Annotated in this window: 16 protein-coding genes and 2 riboswitches; of the genes, 15 read left to right on the top strand and 1 reads right to left on the bottom strand. The window is 36.0% G+C overall.

Going from position 1 to position 17,009, the window contains the following annotated elements:
• Window positions 1-76: 76 nt before the first annotated feature.
• A riboswitch (purine riboswitch) is annotated at window positions 77-176 on the top strand.
• Window positions 177-438: 262 nt separating this feature from the next.
• The 15 genes from purD (at window position 439) to DFR78_RS01800 (ending at window position 16,516) form a co-directional block, all read left to right on the top strand.
• Window positions 439-1,710, top strand: a complete 1,272-nt coding sequence (gene purD, locus DFR78_RS01870; protein WP_114457142.1) for a phosphoribosylamine--glycine ligase — start codon at window positions 439-441, stop codon at window positions 1,708-1,710.
• Between the two features lie 140 nt (window positions 1,711-1,850).
• Window positions 1,851-3,014 (top strand): 5-(carboxyamino)imidazole ribonucleotide synthase, encoded by a 1,164-nt coding sequence (locus DFR78_RS01865; protein ID WP_114457141.1) that lies wholly within the window; start codon window positions 1,851-1,853, stop codon window positions 3,012-3,014.
• A 95-nt stretch (window positions 3,015-3,109) separates the two neighbouring features.
• The gene (purE, locus tag DFR78_RS01860; RefSeq protein WP_114457140.1) at window positions 3,110-3,640 is read left to right on the top strand and encodes a 5-(carboxyamino)imidazole ribonucleotide mutase; all 531 of its coding nucleotides are present in this window, start codon (window positions 3,110-3,112) and stop codon (window positions 3,638-3,640) included.
• Entirely contained in the window at window positions 3,630-5,042 is a 1,413-nt protein-coding gene (locus DFR78_RS01855) for a lyase family protein (RefSeq protein ID WP_114457139.1), read from the top strand. The genes purE and DFR78_RS01855 overlap by 11 nt, the downstream gene beginning before the upstream one ends.
• Before the next feature lie 2 nt (window positions 5,043-5,044).
• Window positions 5,045-5,764 (top strand): phosphoribosylaminoimidazolesuccinocarboxamide synthase, encoded by a 720-nt coding sequence (gene purC / locus DFR78_RS01850; RefSeq protein ID WP_114457138.1) that lies wholly within the window; start codon window positions 5,045-5,047, stop codon window positions 5,762-5,764.
• Between the two features lie 362 nt (window positions 5,765-6,126).
• Window positions 6,127-7,602: an amidophosphoribosyltransferase gene (purF, locus tag DFR78_RS01845; protein WP_114457137.1), complete on the top strand. Its 1,476-nt coding sequence runs from the start codon at window positions 6,127-6,129 to the stop codon at window positions 7,600-7,602.
• 4 nt (window positions 7,603-7,606) lie between these two features.
• The gene (gene purM / locus DFR78_RS01840) at window positions 7,607-8,641 is read left to right on the top strand and encodes a phosphoribosylformylglycinamidine cyclo-ligase (RefSeq protein ID WP_114457136.1); all 1,035 of its coding nucleotides are present in this window, start codon (window positions 7,607-7,609) and stop codon (window positions 8,639-8,641) included.
• Window positions 8,642-8,654: 13 nt separating this feature from the next.
• Entirely contained in the window at window positions 8,655-9,260 is a 606-nt protein-coding gene (purN, locus tag DFR78_RS01835) for a phosphoribosylglycinamide formyltransferase (protein ID WP_114457135.1), read from the top strand.
• A 183-nt stretch (window positions 9,261-9,443) separates the two neighbouring features.
• Window positions 9,444-11,021: a bifunctional phosphoribosylaminoimidazolecarboxamide formyltransferase/IMP cyclohydrolase gene (gene purH / locus DFR78_RS01830; protein ID WP_114457134.1), complete on the top strand. Its 1,578-nt coding sequence runs from the start codon at window positions 9,444-9,446 to the stop codon at window positions 11,019-11,021.
• A 569-nt stretch (window positions 11,022-11,590) separates the two neighbouring features.
• A riboswitch (TPP riboswitch) is annotated at window positions 11,591-11,695 on the top strand.
• Window positions 11,696-11,741: 46 nt separating this feature from the next.
• Window positions 11,742-12,272 carry an energy-coupled thiamine transporter ThiT gene (gene thiT, locus DFR78_RS01825; protein WP_114457133.1) on the top strand — a complete coding sequence of 177 codons (531 nt, stop codon included), beginning with the start codon at window positions 11,742-11,744 and terminating at the stop codon, window positions 12,270-12,272.
• A 54-nt stretch (window positions 12,273-12,326) separates the two neighbouring features.
• On the top strand, window positions 12,327-13,136 hold the full coding sequence (gene thiD / locus DFR78_RS01820) for a bifunctional hydroxymethylpyrimidine kinase/phosphomethylpyrimidine kinase (RefSeq protein ID WP_114457132.1): 810 nt from the start codon (window positions 12,327-12,329) through the stop codon (window positions 13,134-13,136).
• The gene (gene thiE / locus DFR78_RS01815; protein WP_114457131.1) at window positions 13,133-13,783 is read left to right on the top strand and encodes a thiamine phosphate synthase; all 651 of its coding nucleotides are present in this window, start codon (window positions 13,133-13,135) and stop codon (window positions 13,781-13,783) included. Before thiD ends, thiE begins: the two co-directional genes overlap by 4 nt.
• Window position 13,784: 1 nt before the next feature.
• The gene (gene thiM / locus DFR78_RS01810) at window positions 13,785-14,621 is read left to right on the top strand and encodes a hydroxyethylthiazole kinase (RefSeq protein ID WP_114457130.1); all 837 of its coding nucleotides are present in this window, start codon (window positions 13,785-13,787) and stop codon (window positions 14,619-14,621) included.
• A gap of 542 nt (window positions 14,622-15,163) precedes the next feature.
• Window positions 15,164-15,859 (top strand): class I SAM-dependent methyltransferase, encoded by a 696-nt coding sequence (locus DFR78_RS01805; protein ID WP_114457129.1) that lies wholly within the window; start codon window positions 15,164-15,166, stop codon window positions 15,857-15,859.
• Window positions 15,860-16,516: a hypothetical protein gene (locus DFR78_RS01800; RefSeq protein WP_114457128.1), complete on the top strand. Its 657-nt coding sequence runs from the start codon at window positions 15,860-15,862 to the stop codon at window positions 16,514-16,516.
• A gap of 11 nt (window positions 16,517-16,527) precedes the next feature.
• On the opposite strand, the gene DFR78_RS01795 is transcribed toward DFR78_RS01800, so the two are convergent.
• A complete protein-coding gene (locus DFR78_RS01795) occupies window positions 16,528-16,929 on the bottom strand; it encodes a NusG domain II-containing protein (RefSeq protein WP_114457127.1) in 402 nt (133 codons plus the stop codon).
• Between the last annotated feature and the right edge of the window lie 80 nt (window positions 16,930-17,009).

The raw sequence follows: 17,009 nt of genomic DNA, 5'->3' as shown, positions 1-17,009 counted from the left end.
TTTTAAAAAATGGGGAAAGTCTATCTAAATATAAATTGACTTATTGAATACCATCTGTTAAGATGGGGTTGTAAAAATAAAAACTTAATCTGTACCTCATATAAAGGTGGGAATATGGCTCACAAGTCTCTACCGAACACCGTAAATGTTCGACTATGAGGGAAGTGTACCTAGGTTTCCGTGGTAAATTATACTTCTTATTTCTATTTTTTGGTTTAAAATAATCTTCAGCATTTTAAAAATATAGGAAATTTAAGGAGTTGTTTTTGCTGGCTGGTCCAAGCGGTACAGATATTAATATATTACACCGAAGGGATAAAAGCCCAGGCGGGGAGGTTCTACTCATTGAAAGTAGAGTCTTCCTACCTGGGCTCTTTTTATTTTGTAAGTAGGTACCAATTGTACCTGGTACCAATAAATTAAACTGGGAGTGATAGAATGAAAATTCTTCTCATCGGCAGTGGTGGAAGAGAACATGCACTGGCCTGGAAAATAACTCAAAGCAGCAGAGTAGAAAAATTATATACAGCAGCAGGTAATCCTGGTACTGAAGAGTTTGGGGAAAATATATGTATAGCTGAAAATAATAAAGAAGCACTTCTCGAATTTGCTTTAAAAGAAAAGATTGATCTTACAGTAGTTGGACCTGAAGCACCTCTGGCGGCAGGAATAGCTGATCTTTTTGAGAAACACGGACTTAATGTTTTTGGACCCAATCAGAGAGCTGCCCGATTGGAGAGTTCTAAAGTATTTTCTAAAAAACTAATGCAGAAATACCAGATTCCGACTGCAGAATATAAAAGTTTTACAGAAGCGAATAAAGCAGTAGAATATGTAAAAGAAATAGGTGCCCCAATAGTAGTTAAAGCTTCTGGACTAGCTGCAGGAAAAGGAGTTATAGTAGCTCAAACAGAAGAGGAAGCAGTTGGAGCAGTTGAGACAATCATGAAGGACGAAAAATTTGGACAGGCAGGAGAAAAAGTTGTAATTGAAGAATTTTTAGAAGGAGAAGAAGCGACAATTCTTGCCTTTTGTGATGGGAAAAGCATCAGAGCAATGATTCCATCCCAGGATCATAAAGCGGTTTATGATGGTGATAAAGGTCCAAATACAGGTGGTATGGGAGCTTATGCACCGGCTCCAGTTGTAACTGCTCAGATAAGAAAAATTTTTAAAAATGAAATCATGGAGCCGACACTGGGTGCTCTACAGAGTGAAGGTATTGATTATAAAGGTATAATTTATTTTGGTCTGATGATTAAAGATGGAAAAGCAAAAGTTTTAGAATATAATGTCCGCTTTGGTGATCCAGAAGCACAGGTAGTTCTGCCGCTTTTAGAAACAGACCTGGTAGATATTATGGAAGCAGTGCTGAAGGAGGAGCTTGATAAAGTTGAAATTAAGTGGAAAAATCAAAAAGCTCTCTGTGTGGTAATGGCCTCTGGAGGTTATCCTGTAGAATATAAAAAGGGTAAAGAAATTACAGGGATTAAGGAAGCCGATTCGTCTGCAGATATAATTGTTTTTCAGGCAGGAACCAGACTAAAAGATGGAAAACTAATGACAGATGGCGGCAGAGTACTTGCTGTTACAGCCCTGGGGAATAGTTTTGAAGAAGTAATAGACAGAGCCTATAAGGGTGCAAAAAAAATTTATTTTGCTGATTATCATATCAGAAATGATATTGGCCGGAAAGCATTGGAGAAGTAATAATTAATTTATGTGGATGATATTATTCCAATAAATTATATATAGTTTAAGCTTTCTTTATACATTCTCGATAAATCTTAAAAGATAGATATTGAATTGTTATATTTAAAGATATATTTACTTTAGCGGGAGGTTATAATTTGGAATTTAAAGATAAGACCAGGCAAAAAATTGGAATTATCGGTGGTGGACAGCTGGGTAAAATGATGATTTTAGAAGCTAAGAAAATGGGCTTTTATGTTGCAATTTTAGATCCCACAAAAAAATGTCCGGCACACAGTATTGCTGATCAGCACCTTATTGCTGATTTTAATGATCAGGAAGCAATTAGAAAACTTGCAGAAAAATCAGATTTAATAACCTATGAATTTGAACATATAGATATTGAGGTTTTAAAAAAATTAGAAAGTGAAGGATATAAGATTTATCCGACAGCCCGCAGTTTAGAAATTATTCAAAATAAGTATCATCAAAAAAACGTTTTAAAACAGAACCAGATAGGTGTGCCGGAATTTAAAAAAATTGGGAGTCCTGATGATATTAAAGAAGCTGCTCAAGAATTTGGCTATCCACTGATGTTAAAAAGTTGTACAGGCGGTTATGATGGTAAGGGAAATGCTTTAATTAACAGTCAGGTTGAAGTAGAAAATTCTTTTCGAGAACTGGGAGAAGGAACAACTCCGCTGATGGCAGAAAAATATATACCCTTTAAAAAAGAAATTTCTATTATAGCAGCTCGAGGTTTAACTGGTGAGATGGAAGTTTATCCAGTGGGAGAAAATAACCATCAGGATAATATTTTATATGAAACAAAGGTACCAGCTCAGATTTCAGCTAAGCTAAAAAAAGAAGTGGAAGAATTTGCCATAGAAGTACTCAAAGTTTTTGATGGAATAGGAATTTTTTGTGTAGAAATGTTTGTCACAGAAGATGATCAGCTTTTGGTAAATGAAATTGCACCCAGGCCGCATAATTCAGGTCATTATACAATTGAAGGCTGTGTAACCTCACAGTTCGAACAACATGTCAGAGCAATTACGGGACTGCCTCTGGGTGATACTGCTTTAGTTAGACCCTCAGTAATGCGTAATATTTTGGGCAGTGGCGCAGAAGGGAAGGCCGAGATAGTTGGACTGGAACCGGCTCTGGCAGTAGAAGGAGCAAAAGTTCATATTTATCAGAAGACTATTTCCAGGCCTGGGCGAAAAATGGGCCATCTTACAGTTACAGCAGATAGTTTAGAAATAGCTGCTGAGAAAGCTTTAAAAGCCAGTCAGCTAATTGAAATTAAAGGTGAAATTTAATTTGAAGTTAAAGCGGCTAATTAAAAAATAGAAGATGATAAAATTTGAAAATAAAGATAGAGTATATTAGCAAAAAATTAGGGAGGTAAAATTTGATGAAACCTAAAGTAGGAGTTATTATGGGCAGTGATTCTGATCTGCCGGTAATGAAAGAGGCAGCAGAAGTTTTAGATCAATTTGAGGTAGAATATGAACTTACAGTTGTATCAGCTCACCGTACACCTGATAGATTATATAATTATGCAGAAACAGCAGAAGAAAAAGGTTTAGATGTAATTATTGCAGGAGCCGGAGGGGCAGCTCATCTGCCGGGAATGGTGGCAGCTGTGACAGCTGTACCTGTAATTGGTGTTCCGGTTAAAACTTCAAAATTAAGTGGACTTGATTCACTTTACTCAATAGTACAGATGCCCCCAGGAGTTCCGGTAGCAACAGTTGCTATCAATGGGGCCAAAAATGCAGCCTTACTGGCAGTTCAGATTTTAGCCCGCAGTGATGAAAAATTGAATGAAAAGCAGAAAGATTACCGCCAGAAAATGAAAGAAAAAGTACTGGCTGCAGCCGAAAAAGTAGAAGATATGGGATATGCAGAGTATCTTGAGAGGAGCGAAAAATTTGCAGACTAGAGATATTTTTGCCAATATAAGTCCCCTTGACCACCGTTATTCAAGGCAAAAAAAAGATTTTGATCAAATTGGAAAATATCTTTCGGAAAATGCAGCAATTGCTTTTCAGGCAGAAGTAGAACTGGCCCTGGTTAAGGTTCTGACTGCTCGAGGTATGGCACCGGAGCAGGCTCCAGCTGAAGTGGAAGAGGCGATTGAAAAATTAACAACAGAAGAAGTTTACGAAGAGGAAGCAAAGACCAAACATAATATTCGCGCTTTAGTTAACTGTATTCAAAAAAAGGTAAGTAAAAAGACCCGCCCTTATATTCACTTTACAGCTACTTCTTATGATATTGTAGATACAGCAAACTCCCTCCGCTATCAGAAAGCGGCTAAAGAACTAATTTTACCTAAATTAAAAAAACTCCATAAAAGCTGGGCGGAAATTGCTCTGCGCGAAAAAGATAGTGTACAGATTGGAAGAACTCACGGCCAGCATGCAGTACCAGTGACCTTTGGTTTTACCACTGCTGAATATGTGGCCCGCCTGGGAGAAAGAATAGAAGAAATTGAAGCAAAAGCAGATAAACTTGTCGGTAAATTTGCAGGGGCAGTTGGGGCCTATAATGCCAGCAGTATCTTTTTTGATGATCCAGAGGAATTCGAAAAAGAAGTTTTATCTGAACTCGGTCTAAAACCAGGAGAACATTCAACTCAAATAGTCCAGGCTGAGCCGATGACAGATTTTATTCACTCTCTCGTTTCAACCTTTAGTGTTCTGGCAGCCTTTGCTGATGATATGCGCCAGCTGCAGCGCTCGGAAATTGCAGAAATTGGAGAGCATTTTGCTAAAGATCAGGTTGGCTCTTCAACTATGCCTCACAAACGCAATCCAATTAACTATGAAAATGTAAAGAGTCTCTGGAAGGCCTTTATGCCCCAGATGATAACAGTTTATATGGACCAGTTATCTGAGCATCAGCGAGATTTGACCAATTCAGCTTCAGCCCGATTTATTCCTGAATTGATTACTGCACTGCTATCGGCGGCAGATCGTTTAACAAGAGTCAGTTCTAAAATGGTAGTTGATATGGAAAATATTAAGAAAAACTTTGAACAGAATAAAAAGATGATTGTGGCTGAACCTTTATATATTTTACTTGCAGCAGCCGGTCATCCTGATGCACATGAAGCAGTTCGTAAGCTGACATTAAAAGCCCAGGATACAGATCTTTCTTTGAGAGAACTGGTTGATCAGAGTCAGGAACTAAAAGGTTACTGGGAGAAATTTACTAAAAGACAGAAAGAATTAATTTTAGAGCCGGAAAAATATACAGGTATAGCAGCTGAAAAAACAGAAAAGATAGTAAAAAACTGGCAGCAAAAATTTGACTATGATCTCAAAGTGGAGGTTTTATAAAGATGGAGAAAAGGAAAATGATCTATGAAGGTAAAGCTAAACAAATTTTTAGCACTGACAGGGATGACCAGGTAATTGTACATTTTAAAGATGATGCAACTGCCTTTAACGGTCAAAAAAAAGGGCAGATAGCTGAAAAGGGAAAGATTAATAATAAGATCAGCAATTTCTTTTTTAAGCTTTTAGAAGAAAAAGGGATTAAAACACATTTAATAGAAGAGCTAAATGAACGGGATTCACTGGTTAAAAAAGTTAAAATTATTCCCCTGGAAGTAGTGATGCGCAATGTTGCAGCCGGCAGTCTAGCCAAAAGACTTGGACTAGAAGAGGGAACTCAGCTTAAACAGACAGTAATGGAATTTTATTTTAAAGATGATGATCTGGGTGATCCTTTAATCAATGTTTCTCATATTGAACTGATGGGATTTGTGGATAAAGAAGAACTGGAAAAATTAGCTGCTCTGGCTCATAAAATAAATGATATATTAGTTCAGTTTTTAAAAACACGAAATGTGGAGCTGGTTGATTTTAAGCTTGAATTTGGCAAAACTGAAGATGGAGAAATTATTCTTGCTGATGAAATTACTCCTGATACCTGCCGCTTCTGGGACAGTGAGACAAAAGAAAAGCTGGATAAAGACCGCTTTCGCCGTGACCTTGGTGATGTAGAAGCGGCCTATCATGAAATGTATAAGCGGATTACCGGCCAGGACTGGAAATAAGCTTCAACGCGAGTTGATATTTTAATTATTTTTTGAAATCAGATATATTTGCCTCTATTATACTTTTATTATTCAACTAAAATTCTTTTTTCGGTCTAAATAGCACTACCTAATCAATGCCACCTCCTGTGGAGTGATTAGCTCCGGGCGTCCTGCCCTCCGGTGCTATTTATTCCTTATAAGAATTAAGTTGAATTGGAATAAAACTATAGAGTCGTTAAATATATTCTTCTTTCAAAAAATGAATATAAGCATAACTTTATAGAAGCTTATTTCCAGCCTGTCGGTAGTTGGATCAGGGATAAGATTGATTTTAAAATTAATTTTTAATTATGTTTTTAGCATTAAAGGGAGGAAAATTAATGAGAGAAAGCTGTAATTTCTCTAAAAAAGCAGATAAAGTTCAGCCGGATGCAAATGATTTAAAATTAACTCAGGCTGAGCTAAATGAAGATAAAATGACAGAAGAATGTGGAATTTTTGGTATTTTTAATGCTGATGGTGAAAGCAGTGCGGCTGAATTAACCTATCTTGGTTTAATTGCTCTGCAGCACAGAGGACAGGAAAGTGCGGGTATCTGTGCCAATCATCAGGGGGAATTCAATCTGCATAAAGGTATGGGTCTTGTAGAAAGTGTTTTCAAAAAAGATGATATTAAAAATTTAAGGGGAGAAATGGCTGTAGGCCATGTGAGATATTCGACCAGTGGCTCCAGCAAACTTTCAAATGCTCAGCCAATTTTGATTAACAGTGTTAAAGGTGATCTGGCACTGGCTCACAATGGGAATTTGGCCAATGGAGCAGAGCTGAGAAATAATCTGGAGCAGAATGGGTCGATTTTTCATTCTACTTTAGATACTGAAGTGATTGCTCATCTGGTGGCCCGCTCCTTTGAAAATAATATAGTAGAAGCTTTAATTCAGAGTTTACACCAGTTGAAAGGTGGATTTTCTCTGGTAGCAATGACTGGAAGTGAGCTGGTTGCTATTAGAGACCCGCGCGGTTTTAGGCCTCTTTCAATTGGAAAGCTGGATGATAGCTATATTGTTGCCTCAGAAAGCTGTGCTTTTGATATTATTGGAGCTGATTTTATACGGGATGTTGCTCCTGGTGAGGTTGTTGTAATTGACAAAGATGGAATTAAAAGCAGGCGTTATACCGGTGAAAATGGAACCAGTCTCTGTGTTTTTGAGTATATTTATTTTGCGCGTCCTGACAGTAATATAGCCGGTCAGAATGTGCTGCTGGCCAGAAAAGAAATGGGTAAACAGCTGGCCAGAGAGATGGATGTTGAAGCAGATATTGTAGTACCTGTTCCTGATTCTGGAATGGCAGCAGCTCTCGGTTTTTCCGAAGAATCTGGAATACCCTATGCCCAGGGTATTTTGAGAAACCGTTATATGGGAAGAACATTTATTCAGCCAACTCAGGAAATTAGAGATTTAAAAGTAAGGCTTAAGCTTTCTCCGATAAAAGAAATAATAGCAGATAAAAGAGTGATATTAATAGATGATTCCATTGTTAGAGGTACAACCAGCAAACAAATAATTGGGCGAATAAAAGAAGCAGGAGCAAAAGAAGTTCATATGGCTATTTCTTCACCACCTGTTGAATATCCCTGTTATTTTGGTCTTGATACATCCCGCCGTCAGGAACTAATTGCCAGCAGAAATTCTGTTGAAGAAATAAGTGAAAGTATTGGAGCTGACAGTCTTCACTATTTAAGCCAGGCAGGTATGCTAAAATCAATTAAAACTGATGTTGAGCTGGGATTTTGTACAGCCTGTTTTGATGGTGATTACCCAATAGACAGCCGTTATTTAAGTGAGGAGGAATAAATCTGTGGGTTTAGATTACAAAAAAGCTGGAGTTGATATAGATGCCGGCAATAAAGCTGTTGAGATGATAAAAAAAGATGTGCAGTCGACCTTTGGACCGGGGGTTATGACAGACCTGGGTGGATTTGGTGGTCTTTTTAAACCTGATTTAAGTGGTTATAAAAATCCGGTTTTAGTTTCAGGAACAGATGGAGTTGGAACAAAACTCAAGCTGGCCTTTAAGCTGGATATACATGATACAATAGGTATTGATTTAGTTGCTATGTCAGTTAATGATATTCTGGCTCAGGGGGCCCAACCTTTATTTTTTCTCGATTATCTGGCAATAGGGAAACTTAAACCAGAAAAAACTGCTGAGATTGTAAAAGGAATTGTGGCCGGATGTAAAGAAGCCGGGGCTGCTCTAATTGGTGGAGAAACTGCTGAAATGCCTGGATTTTATAAAACAGGTGAGTATGATCTGGCAGGTTTTGCAGTTGGAATTGTGGATCAGGATCAGATTATTACTGGTAAGGATATTAAAAAGGGAGATTTAATAATTGGACTTAAATCAAGTGGACTGCACAGCAATGGTTTTACACTTGCCAGAGAGGCACTTTTTGAAAAAGCGGGCTGTGTCTATACTGCAGAATTTGAAGGCCTGGATGATAATTTGGGGAAAGAACTGCTCAGACCAACTAAAATTTATGTAAAAACTGTTCTTGCTCTGCTGAAAAAATATAAAATTAACGGGATTGCCCATATTACTGGTGGTGGCTTAATTGAAAATCTGCCCCGTATTATTCCGGATGGTCTAAAAGCTGAAATCAAAAAAAGAAGCTGGCAGCCACCCAAAATTTTTAAATTAATTCAGCAGGCTGGAGAAATAGAGGAAAAAGAAATGTACAGAACCTTTAATATGGGAATCGGAATGTGTTTGGTCATCAAAAGTGAAGGTAAAGATTGTATTTTGGATCAATTAGAAGAAATGGGAGAAGAAGCCTGTTTGATTGGAGAAATAAAAGCAGGAGCTGGAGACCCATCTCTAGAAATAAATTAAAGAAGGTGCAGAAGTGCTTAAACTAGCTGTTTTTGCTTCAGGTAGGGGTTCAAATTTTCAATCAATTATTGATCATATCAAAAGAGGGGAAATTTCGGCAGAAGTTAAATTGTTAATAAGTGATAATCAAGAAGCCGGTGTTTTAAAAAGAGCAGAGAATGAAGGGATAGAACATTTATATATTGATCCTGGCCATTTTGATTCAAAGCAAGAATATGAAAAAAAGCTGATTGTGCTTTTAAATAATGCTGGCGTAGAACTAGTAGTTTTAGCAGGATATATGAGGATTTTATCACCACTTTTTGTTAAATATTTTCAAAATCAGATTATCAATATCCATCCATCACTTTTACCGGCCTTTAAGGGACTTAATGCTCAAAAACAGGCGGTTGATTATGGAGTTAAATACAGCGGCTGTACTGTACATTTTGTTGATCAGGGAATGGATACCGGCCCAATTATAAAGCAGTCAGTGGTAGAAGTTAAAGATAATGATAGTGCTGATGATCTGGCAGCGAGAATCCTAAAAGAAGAACATAAGATTTATCCTGAGGCAGTAAAATTGATTGCAGAAGGTAAAATTAAAATTGAAGGAAGAAAAGTTAAAATTTTAAAATAAAAACTTAAATTGCTATAAAACAAAAAGGGATGAAGTACACAATGTTAGAGTGTTACTCTTTTAAAAGAGCCGCAATGTACTCCATCCCAAATAAATTATATCAAAAGACAAAATGAAGTACAAATTATTTAGTTTGATTAGTTTCTATAATTTAGAATAACACAATAGGGAGGAAAAATAACTTTGTCTAAAATTAAAAGAGCATTGTTAAGTGTTTCCAATAAGGACGGTATTGTTGATTTTGCCAGAGGCTTAAAAAAATTTGGAGTAGAAATCATTTCAACAGGTGGTACAGGCAGACTGTTAAAAGAAAATGGCATAGAAGTGACAGATATTGACCAGATAACTAATTTTCCAGAAATGATGGATGGAAGGGTAAAAACTCTACACCCGGCAGTTCATGGCGGTATACTTGCTGTAAGAGATAATAAAGAGCATTTAAAAGAAATTGAAGCTCAAAATATTGAAACAATTGATCTAGTTGTCTGTAATCTTTATCCCTTTGCAGAAACTATTGCTGAAGAAAATGTTACTCTGGAAGAAGCAATAGAAAATATTGATATCGGTGGTCCAACAATGATTCGTTCAGCTGCCAAAAACAATAATGATGTGGCAGTAGTTGTAGATCCGGCTGACTATGATGAGCTTTTAGCAGAGATGGAAGTTGGGAGTGGTGGACTAACAAAAACTGAGAAACTAAAATTAGCTTATAAAGCTTTTCGCCATACAGCTGAATATGATTACAGAATACAGAAATACTTAGGAGAAATTGTGCTGGATGAAGAAGAGAAAAAAGAATTTCCTGAAACATTATTTGACCACTATGAGAAGAGAGAAGACCTCCGCTATGGAGAAAATCCACATCAGAAGGCAGCCTTTTACCTAGCAGAAGAGCAGAATGAGCCTTCAATTTCTACTGCTGAGCAGCTGCACGGAAAAGGAATGTCCTATAATAACATAAATGACACAGATGGGGCTTTAGAATTGATTAAAGAATTTAAAACTAAACCAGCAGCAGCAGTGATTAAACATGCCAATCCCTGTGGACTGGCGGCAGCTGATAATTTAAAAGATGCTTTTGTTAATGCATATGCAGGGGATCCACTTTCTGCTTTTGGTTCAATCATAGCTGTCAATAGAATAATTGATGCTGCTACAGCCAGAGAGATTGCTGATGAGGATAAATTTATTGAAGTTGTAATTGCTCCTGATTATCAAGATGATGCACTAAGAATTTTAAAAGAACGTTCTGATAATATGCGTATTTTAAGAACTGGAGATCTTTATATTAATTATGAAAAACCTGGTTACAGTATGAAAAAAGTGACAGGTGGCCTCTTGGTTCAGCACAGAGATCTGGCTCAAGCCACAGCTGAAGATTTAGAAATAGTTACTGATGAGGTGCCGACAGATGATCAGATTGAAGATTTGTTATTTGCCTGGAAAGCGGTAAAACACGTAAAGTCAAATGCAATTGTGATGGCAAAGAATGAAATGGTGGTTGGAGTTGGAGCAGGTCAAATGAGCAGAGTCGATTCTATGGTTATAGCAGGCAGAAAAGCAGAAGGACGTCAGGAAGGTGGAGCTGCAGCATCAGATGCCTTTTTTCCATTCCCTGATGCTGTAGAAAAGGCAGCTGAACTGGGAATTAAAGCAATTATTCAACCTGGTGGCTCAATTCGTGATGATCAGATAATTGAAACCTGTAATAAGCTGGGAATTTCCATGGTATTTACAGGTAAAAGGCATTTTAGGCATTGAACAATGATTATAAACTTATATATGGTTCTTCCACCAAAAGTTTATTTGCATTTCTAACTCATTTTTCGATCAAACTAAAATTTGTTGACAAGATAAATAAAGACTTTCTAATCAAATGAGACGTCCTGCCTCAGGATTAGCATCATGTGCTGAGGTCTTATTTTTCTTTCTAAATTCCTGCATCCTTTTTTGTAATTTAATTTAAAAAATAGGGAAAGTTTGTAAAATAAACTGGACTTTCCCCCTTTTTTATATACTGCTGCAAAAAGGGGAGATGCAGGAATATTGAAATTTTTAGTCAATGAATCTTAACGAAATGAAGGAAGAAATAGGGTTGAACTGCAGGATGGAGTGAGCTAATCATGAGTCAGGAGGACTCATTGATTAGTGTGCCCTATTTCACACCCGAATTGAGTTTTAGATAAATCTAAAAATTTCGTTGATGACTAAAGCCCCCTTTTTGCAGCTTGAAAATAAATTTTGGGGAAACTCCTGAAAATAAAAGTTTGATAAAATAAAATTTCTGTTATATAATACATTTAGATAGAATATAGATAATCAAACTTTAAAATTAAAAACTGGGGAGCCAAACTGGAGGCTGAGAGGATGAGAAATCATCGACCCATTGACCTGATCCTGATAATGCAGGCGTAGGCAGAAAAATAATGAGATTATAAAACCCTCCGGTTTGTTCCTCGCAAATCAGGAGGGTTTTTTATTATGGATAAAAAATTTACAACAAGAATGATGGCAGAAATTGGAGCTGCAGTTGCTCTAGCAGTAGTTTTAAATTTTCTTAAATTATGGCGGATGCCGCAGGGAGGATCTGTAAGTCTGGAAATGCTGCCTATTTTAATAATAGCTTTTCGCTGGGGTGCAGGTGCAGGTATGTTTAGTGGACTTGTATATGGATTATTACAGCTAATGTTTGGAGCTTATATAATTCATCCAGTACAATTGATTATGGATTATCCACTTCCATATATGATGCTCGGTACTGCCGGATTATTTTCAATTCGAGAGAATGACACAATTAAACCTCTGAAAATATTCTGGGCTGTTTTAGCGGCAGGCTTGTTAAGACTGCTGGTCCATATACTTTCAGGAGTAATATTTTTCAGCAGTTATGCACCTAAAGGACAGAATGTTTGGGTTTACTCTGCTGTGTATAATGGGTCATTTTTAATTCCTACGATAATTGTAACATATGTTGTAGTACTGATAGTAATGAAAACATTAGAAAAGAAATAGTAGAAAAAAGTTTATTACTTGATAATTGGCAAAAAAATTGGGGGGTAATAATAAATGAAAAAATCACTAACAATTGCTGGTTCTGATTCAGGGGGAGGAGCAGGCATTCAGGCAGATTTAAAAACTATGACAGTTCATAAAATATATGGAGCTTCAGTTATTACTGCTCTGACAGCACAAAATACGCTGGGAGTACAGGGAATAAGTGTTGTGGATGCTGCTTTTGTCGAAAAACAATTTGATTCTGTTTTTAAGGATATAAAATTTGACTCTGCTAAGACAGGGATGCTTGCAGCAAAAGAAATAGTAGAACTAACTGCAGATAAGATAAAAGAATACGGACAGAAAAATCTGGTAGTTGACCCTGTAATGGTGGCAACAAGTGGGGATTTGCTTTTAGAAAAATCTGCAGTAAAAGCCTATAAAGAAAAATTATTTCCATTAGCCCGAGTTGTTACACCAAATTTAAATGAGGCAAAGGTATTATGTGATATGGATCTAAATTCAGAGGCAGATTTAGAAGCTATGGCAGAAGAAATTTATGGTTATGGGTCTGAATATGTACTTATTAAGGGCGGCCACAGAAATCAAAAAAATAGTGATTTGTTAGAAGCAAGAGATCTGCTTTATGATGGTAAAAACTTTATGAGTATAAATGGAGAATATATAGCAACAAATAACACTCATGGAACAGGTTGTACACTTTCTGCTGCTATAGCCAGTAATTTAGCTTTGGGATTTGGAGTAGAAAAAGCTATCAAAAAATCCAAAAAATATATTACTGATGCAATTAAAGCGGGTACAAAAGTTGGCTCTGGTAATAACCCTGTTAATCATTTTGCTTTATGGAGTGATATAAATTGAAAAAAATTGACTGGGATATCTATCTTTTAACAGAAGAAAGGCTATCTAATGGCAGAAGTACAGTTGAAGTAGTTAAAGAAGCTATCAGGGGAGGAATAGAAGTAATTCAGCTTAGAGAGAAGGCTCTCCCACTTAGAGAAAGATTTCAGCTTGGACTTAAAATTAAAGAGTTAACTCAAAAAGCTGATGTAGATTTAATAATAAATGATCGTGTAGATCTGGCCCTTGCACTTGATGCTGATGGAGTGCACCTTGGTCAGGATGATCTTCCTTTATCTAAAGCAAGAAAAATTATGGGTAAAGATAAAATAATAGGTATTTCTGCTTGTAGAGAAGAAGAAATTAGGGCAGCAGAAGCTGATGGAGCTGACTATATTGGTGTTGGAGCAGTATTTACTACCAGATCAAAAAAAGTAGAAAAAGAAAAAGACGGTATTGGCTGTTCTGCTATTAAAAAGATAAGTCAAAATAGCAATCTGCCAATTATAGCAATAGGAGGAATTAATAAAGATAACTGTCAGTCTGTTATTGCTGCAGGTGCAGATACCATTTCTGTTATATCTGCTCTAACACAGGCTGAAAACATTGCTTTAGAAGTTAAAGAATTTAAAGAAAAAATAAAGGCTGTCAAAAGAGGAGCTGTTTAAAATGCTTATTAAAGAACTTTATCAAAATTTTTATACTGAATCAAAAGAAATTCTTTCAGAAATCTCTGCCAGAAGGCCACTTATTCTTCAGATTACAAATGAGGTTACTATTAATGATTGTGCAAATATTACTTTAAACTGGGGAGCATTACCTGTAATGTCTGGAGGTAGTGTTGAAGATGCTCAGGAAATGCTTAACTCTGCAGCAGCTTTATTAATAAATACTGGTATTCTTAATGATAAAAATTTAGAAATAATGTTAAAATCAGCTGAAAGGGCAAATGAGCTTAACATTCCTGTTGTTTTAGATCCTGTAGGGGTTGGAGCTACCGATTTTCGCCTCATGACAGTCAAAAAATTACTTAAAAAAGTAGACTTTGCAGTTATCAAAGGTAATCAGAGTGAAATAGATGTACTGGGAGGTGGTAAAGCAGAAATGCTTGGTGTAGAATCGCTTTCCAGTGGAGATAGCTACAAGAAGTCTGCGTTAAAACTTGCTGCTGAACAAAATGCGATAATTGTTGCTACAGGTGCTGAAGATTTTATTGCTGATCAAAAAAATAATATAAGCTTTGCAAGAGGGGATAAAATGATGTCAGAGGTAGTCGGTACAGGCTGTATGCTGGGAAGTACTCTGGCTGTGTTTTCATCACTGATGGATAATGACCGGACAGAAAATTTTAAAAAAATTGTATCTGCTGTATTATTATATAATCTCTGTGCTGAAAAAGCTGCAGAGGCTGCTGCACCTGCGTATTTTAAGATTAAGTTTATGGATGGTATTTATAGGCTGCAGAAAAATAAAGATCTATTAAATAGTTTTGAAATTTATAACTAAATATATGGTTCTCACACAAAAAGGTTATTTGCGTCTCTAATTCATTTTTCGATCAAACTAAAATTCGTTTACAAGAGAAATAAAGACTTCCTAATCAAATGAGACATCCTGTATCAGGATTAGCTCAGCACATCATGTGCTGAGGTCTTATTTATCTTTCTAACTCATTAAGATTGATTAACGAAAAATGCCTAAAGTTCCGCAAATACCCTTTTTGTGGACACATCAATATGTTATATTAAAAGGAGTTTCCACAAAATTTATTTTCAAGCTGCAAAAAGGGGCTTTAGTCATCAACGAAATTTTTAGATTTATCTAAAACTCAATTCGGGTGTGAAATAGGGCACACTAATCAATGAGTCCTCCTGACTCATGATTAGCTCACTCCATCCTGCAGTTCAACCCTATTTCTTCCTTCATTTCGTTAAGATTCATTGACTAAAAATTTCAATATTCCTGCATCTCCCCTTTTTGCAGCAGTATATAAAAAATGGGGAAAGTCTATGTTATATTAAATATTTAAATTTGAAAGGAGATAAAAAATGACTGAAACAGAGGAACTGTCAATTCATAATCAGAAATTTAACAGAGGTGCTGCCGATTTTGAAAGCTGGTTTAAAAACAACAAAAATTTATTTTACTCTGAGTTAAATGCGTTAAAGGAAATGGTCAGTGATCCAGAAAATTGTGTTAGTATTGGTATTGGCAATGGGCTTTTTGCAGAAGAACTTGGTATCAAAAAAGGTGTGGAACCTTCTACTGGTATGGCAGAGCTGGCCCGGGCTAAAGGAATTGATGTAAAACCAGGGAGAGCAGAAGATATACCTCTAGAAGATGGAAGCTGTAGTCAGGTTCTGCTGGGTACAATACTGGCTTATGTTGAAGATAAAGAAAAAGCAGTTAAGGAGGCTTATCGAATTCTTAAAAAAGGGGGAGAAGTTATAATATCTATTCTTCCCGCAGAAGGGGCCTTTGCTATGCTTTATAGGTTAACTAATCAGGAAGGATTTTATGATAAAAAACTGGCCCCCAAGTACCCATATCCCATGAAATTCATTGAAAACACAGAATGGATTTCCAGCGAAGAGCTGCTTTCTTTAATGAAAAAAGTGGGTTTTAAAAATATAAAAGCTGTCCAGACACTGCTCAATAATCCTAAATATAGTGATCAGAAAATAGAAAAGGCTGTAGAAGGTTACAAAATGGGTAGTTATGTAGTGTTTAAGGGGGTAAAATAGGTGGATTTTTCGTCTTTTAAAAAGCAGAATAGAGGTGTTACGCAAAAAATAATAGATCATCCTTTTATGAAAGAACTTTATCAGGGTCAGCTGGATTTTTCTATTTTTAAGTTTTTCTTAAAACAGGACTACAACTATCTTGATCAATCAATGGCAAATATGGGGATTCTTATCTCTAAAGCAGAAGATATAAATATTCGCCGAAAGCTAATCAGAGTCATTTACAGTGAGTCTGAAGTAGAATTTGAAAATTACATAAAGCTGCTCAGTTCACTTAAAATAAGTCCAAAAGAAGCTGGAGAAGTAAAGCTGACCCGGGCAAATATTGCTTACAGCAATTATCTAATTTCTCAGAGTGTAAAGGGGGGCTTTGCCAGAGGTATTGCTGCTTTACTCCCATGTTATTATAGTTATTTAGAAGTTTATAAACATCATAAGAGCGAACTCAAGTATAATAATAATCACCTATATTTAGAGTGGGCTTCAGCATATAAAGAAAAAAGTTTTGAAGAACTTGTCAGTGATCTAATTGAGATTTTAGAAAAGAATATAACTGAAGAAAATTATCAGATACTATTAAAAACATATTCTGATTCCTTAAAATTCGAATATGAATTTCTTACAGATGTTTATTATAAGAAAAGATGGGATATTTAAATTTTAGAAGTTTATTTATTTACTTCTATCCAGACTATAACATTATTGGGAACACAGACAAGTCTGGGACCAACAGAATCAATAATCCCTATTTTTTCGCACAATTTATGTGGATCATCATCTGGAGCTTCTTCCATCCATATTTTCCCTTTGTGCATTGCAACTTTACTGATTCCAATTGGTCCTTTGACTTCAATTATTACAGGTTTATCTGTAAAACTTTTATCAAGTGATATTTTTTCAATTCTATTTTCAGCCCTTATAACAACTGTTTTATGTGTTTCAGTACTGCTGTTAAATAGAGAAGTAATTCCAAAAAAAGGGATAAAAAACATCATAACACTGATCAGCAGTATAGATATTATCAAAATCCAGTCATATTTTGTTGTATAAATAAAAAGATTATTTTTCATAATCCTGCAGATTATCCTTTCATATGAGAATTTAATTTATTTGTGAAGATCATAATTTAAAGAAGGAATATAAAACTTCA

The sequence above is a fragment of the Halanaerobium sp. MA284_MarDTE_T2 genome, assembly GCF_003337245.1.
Lineage (GTDB): Bacteria > Bacillota > Halanaerobiia > Halanaerobiales > Halanaerobiaceae > QPJE01.
This window is presented reverse-complemented; position numbering and strand designations above follow the sequence as displayed.

What these genes read in the sequence shown, in the direction of transcription:
- purD (WP_114457142.1), top strand. Translation starts at nt 439, where the DNA reads ATGAAAATTCTTCTCATCGGCAGTGGTGGAAGAGAACATGCACTGGCC.
- purE (WP_114457140.1), top strand. Translation starts at nt 3,110, where the DNA reads ATGAAACCTAAAGTAGGAGTTATTATGGGCAGTGATTCTGATCTGCCG.
- purC (WP_114457138.1), top strand. Translation starts at nt 5,045, where the DNA reads ATGGAGAAAAGGAAAATGATCTATGAAGGTAAAGCTAAACAAATTTTT.
- purF (WP_114457137.1), top strand. Translation starts at nt 6,127, where the DNA reads ATGAGAGAAAGCTGTAATTTCTCTAAAAAAGCAGATAAAGTTCAGCCG.
- thiT (WP_114457133.1), top strand. Translation starts at nt 11,742, where the DNA reads ATGGATAAAAAATTTACAACAAGAATGATGGCAGAAATTGGAGCTGCA.
- thiD (WP_114457132.1), top strand. Translation starts at nt 12,327, where the DNA reads ATGAAAAAATCACTAACAATTGCTGGTTCTGATTCAGGGGGAGGAGCA.
- thiM (WP_114457130.1), top strand. Translation starts at nt 13,785, where the DNA reads ATGCTTATTAAAGAACTTTATCAAAATTTTTATACTGAATCAAAAGAA.
- DFR78_RS01805 (WP_114457129.1), top strand. Translation starts at nt 15,164, where the DNA reads ATGACTGAAACAGAGGAACTGTCAATTCATAATCAGAAATTTAACAGA.
- DFR78_RS01795 (WP_114457127.1), bottom strand. Translation starts at nt 16,929, where the DNA reads ATGAAAAATAATCTTTTTATTTATACAACAAAATATGACTGGATTTTG.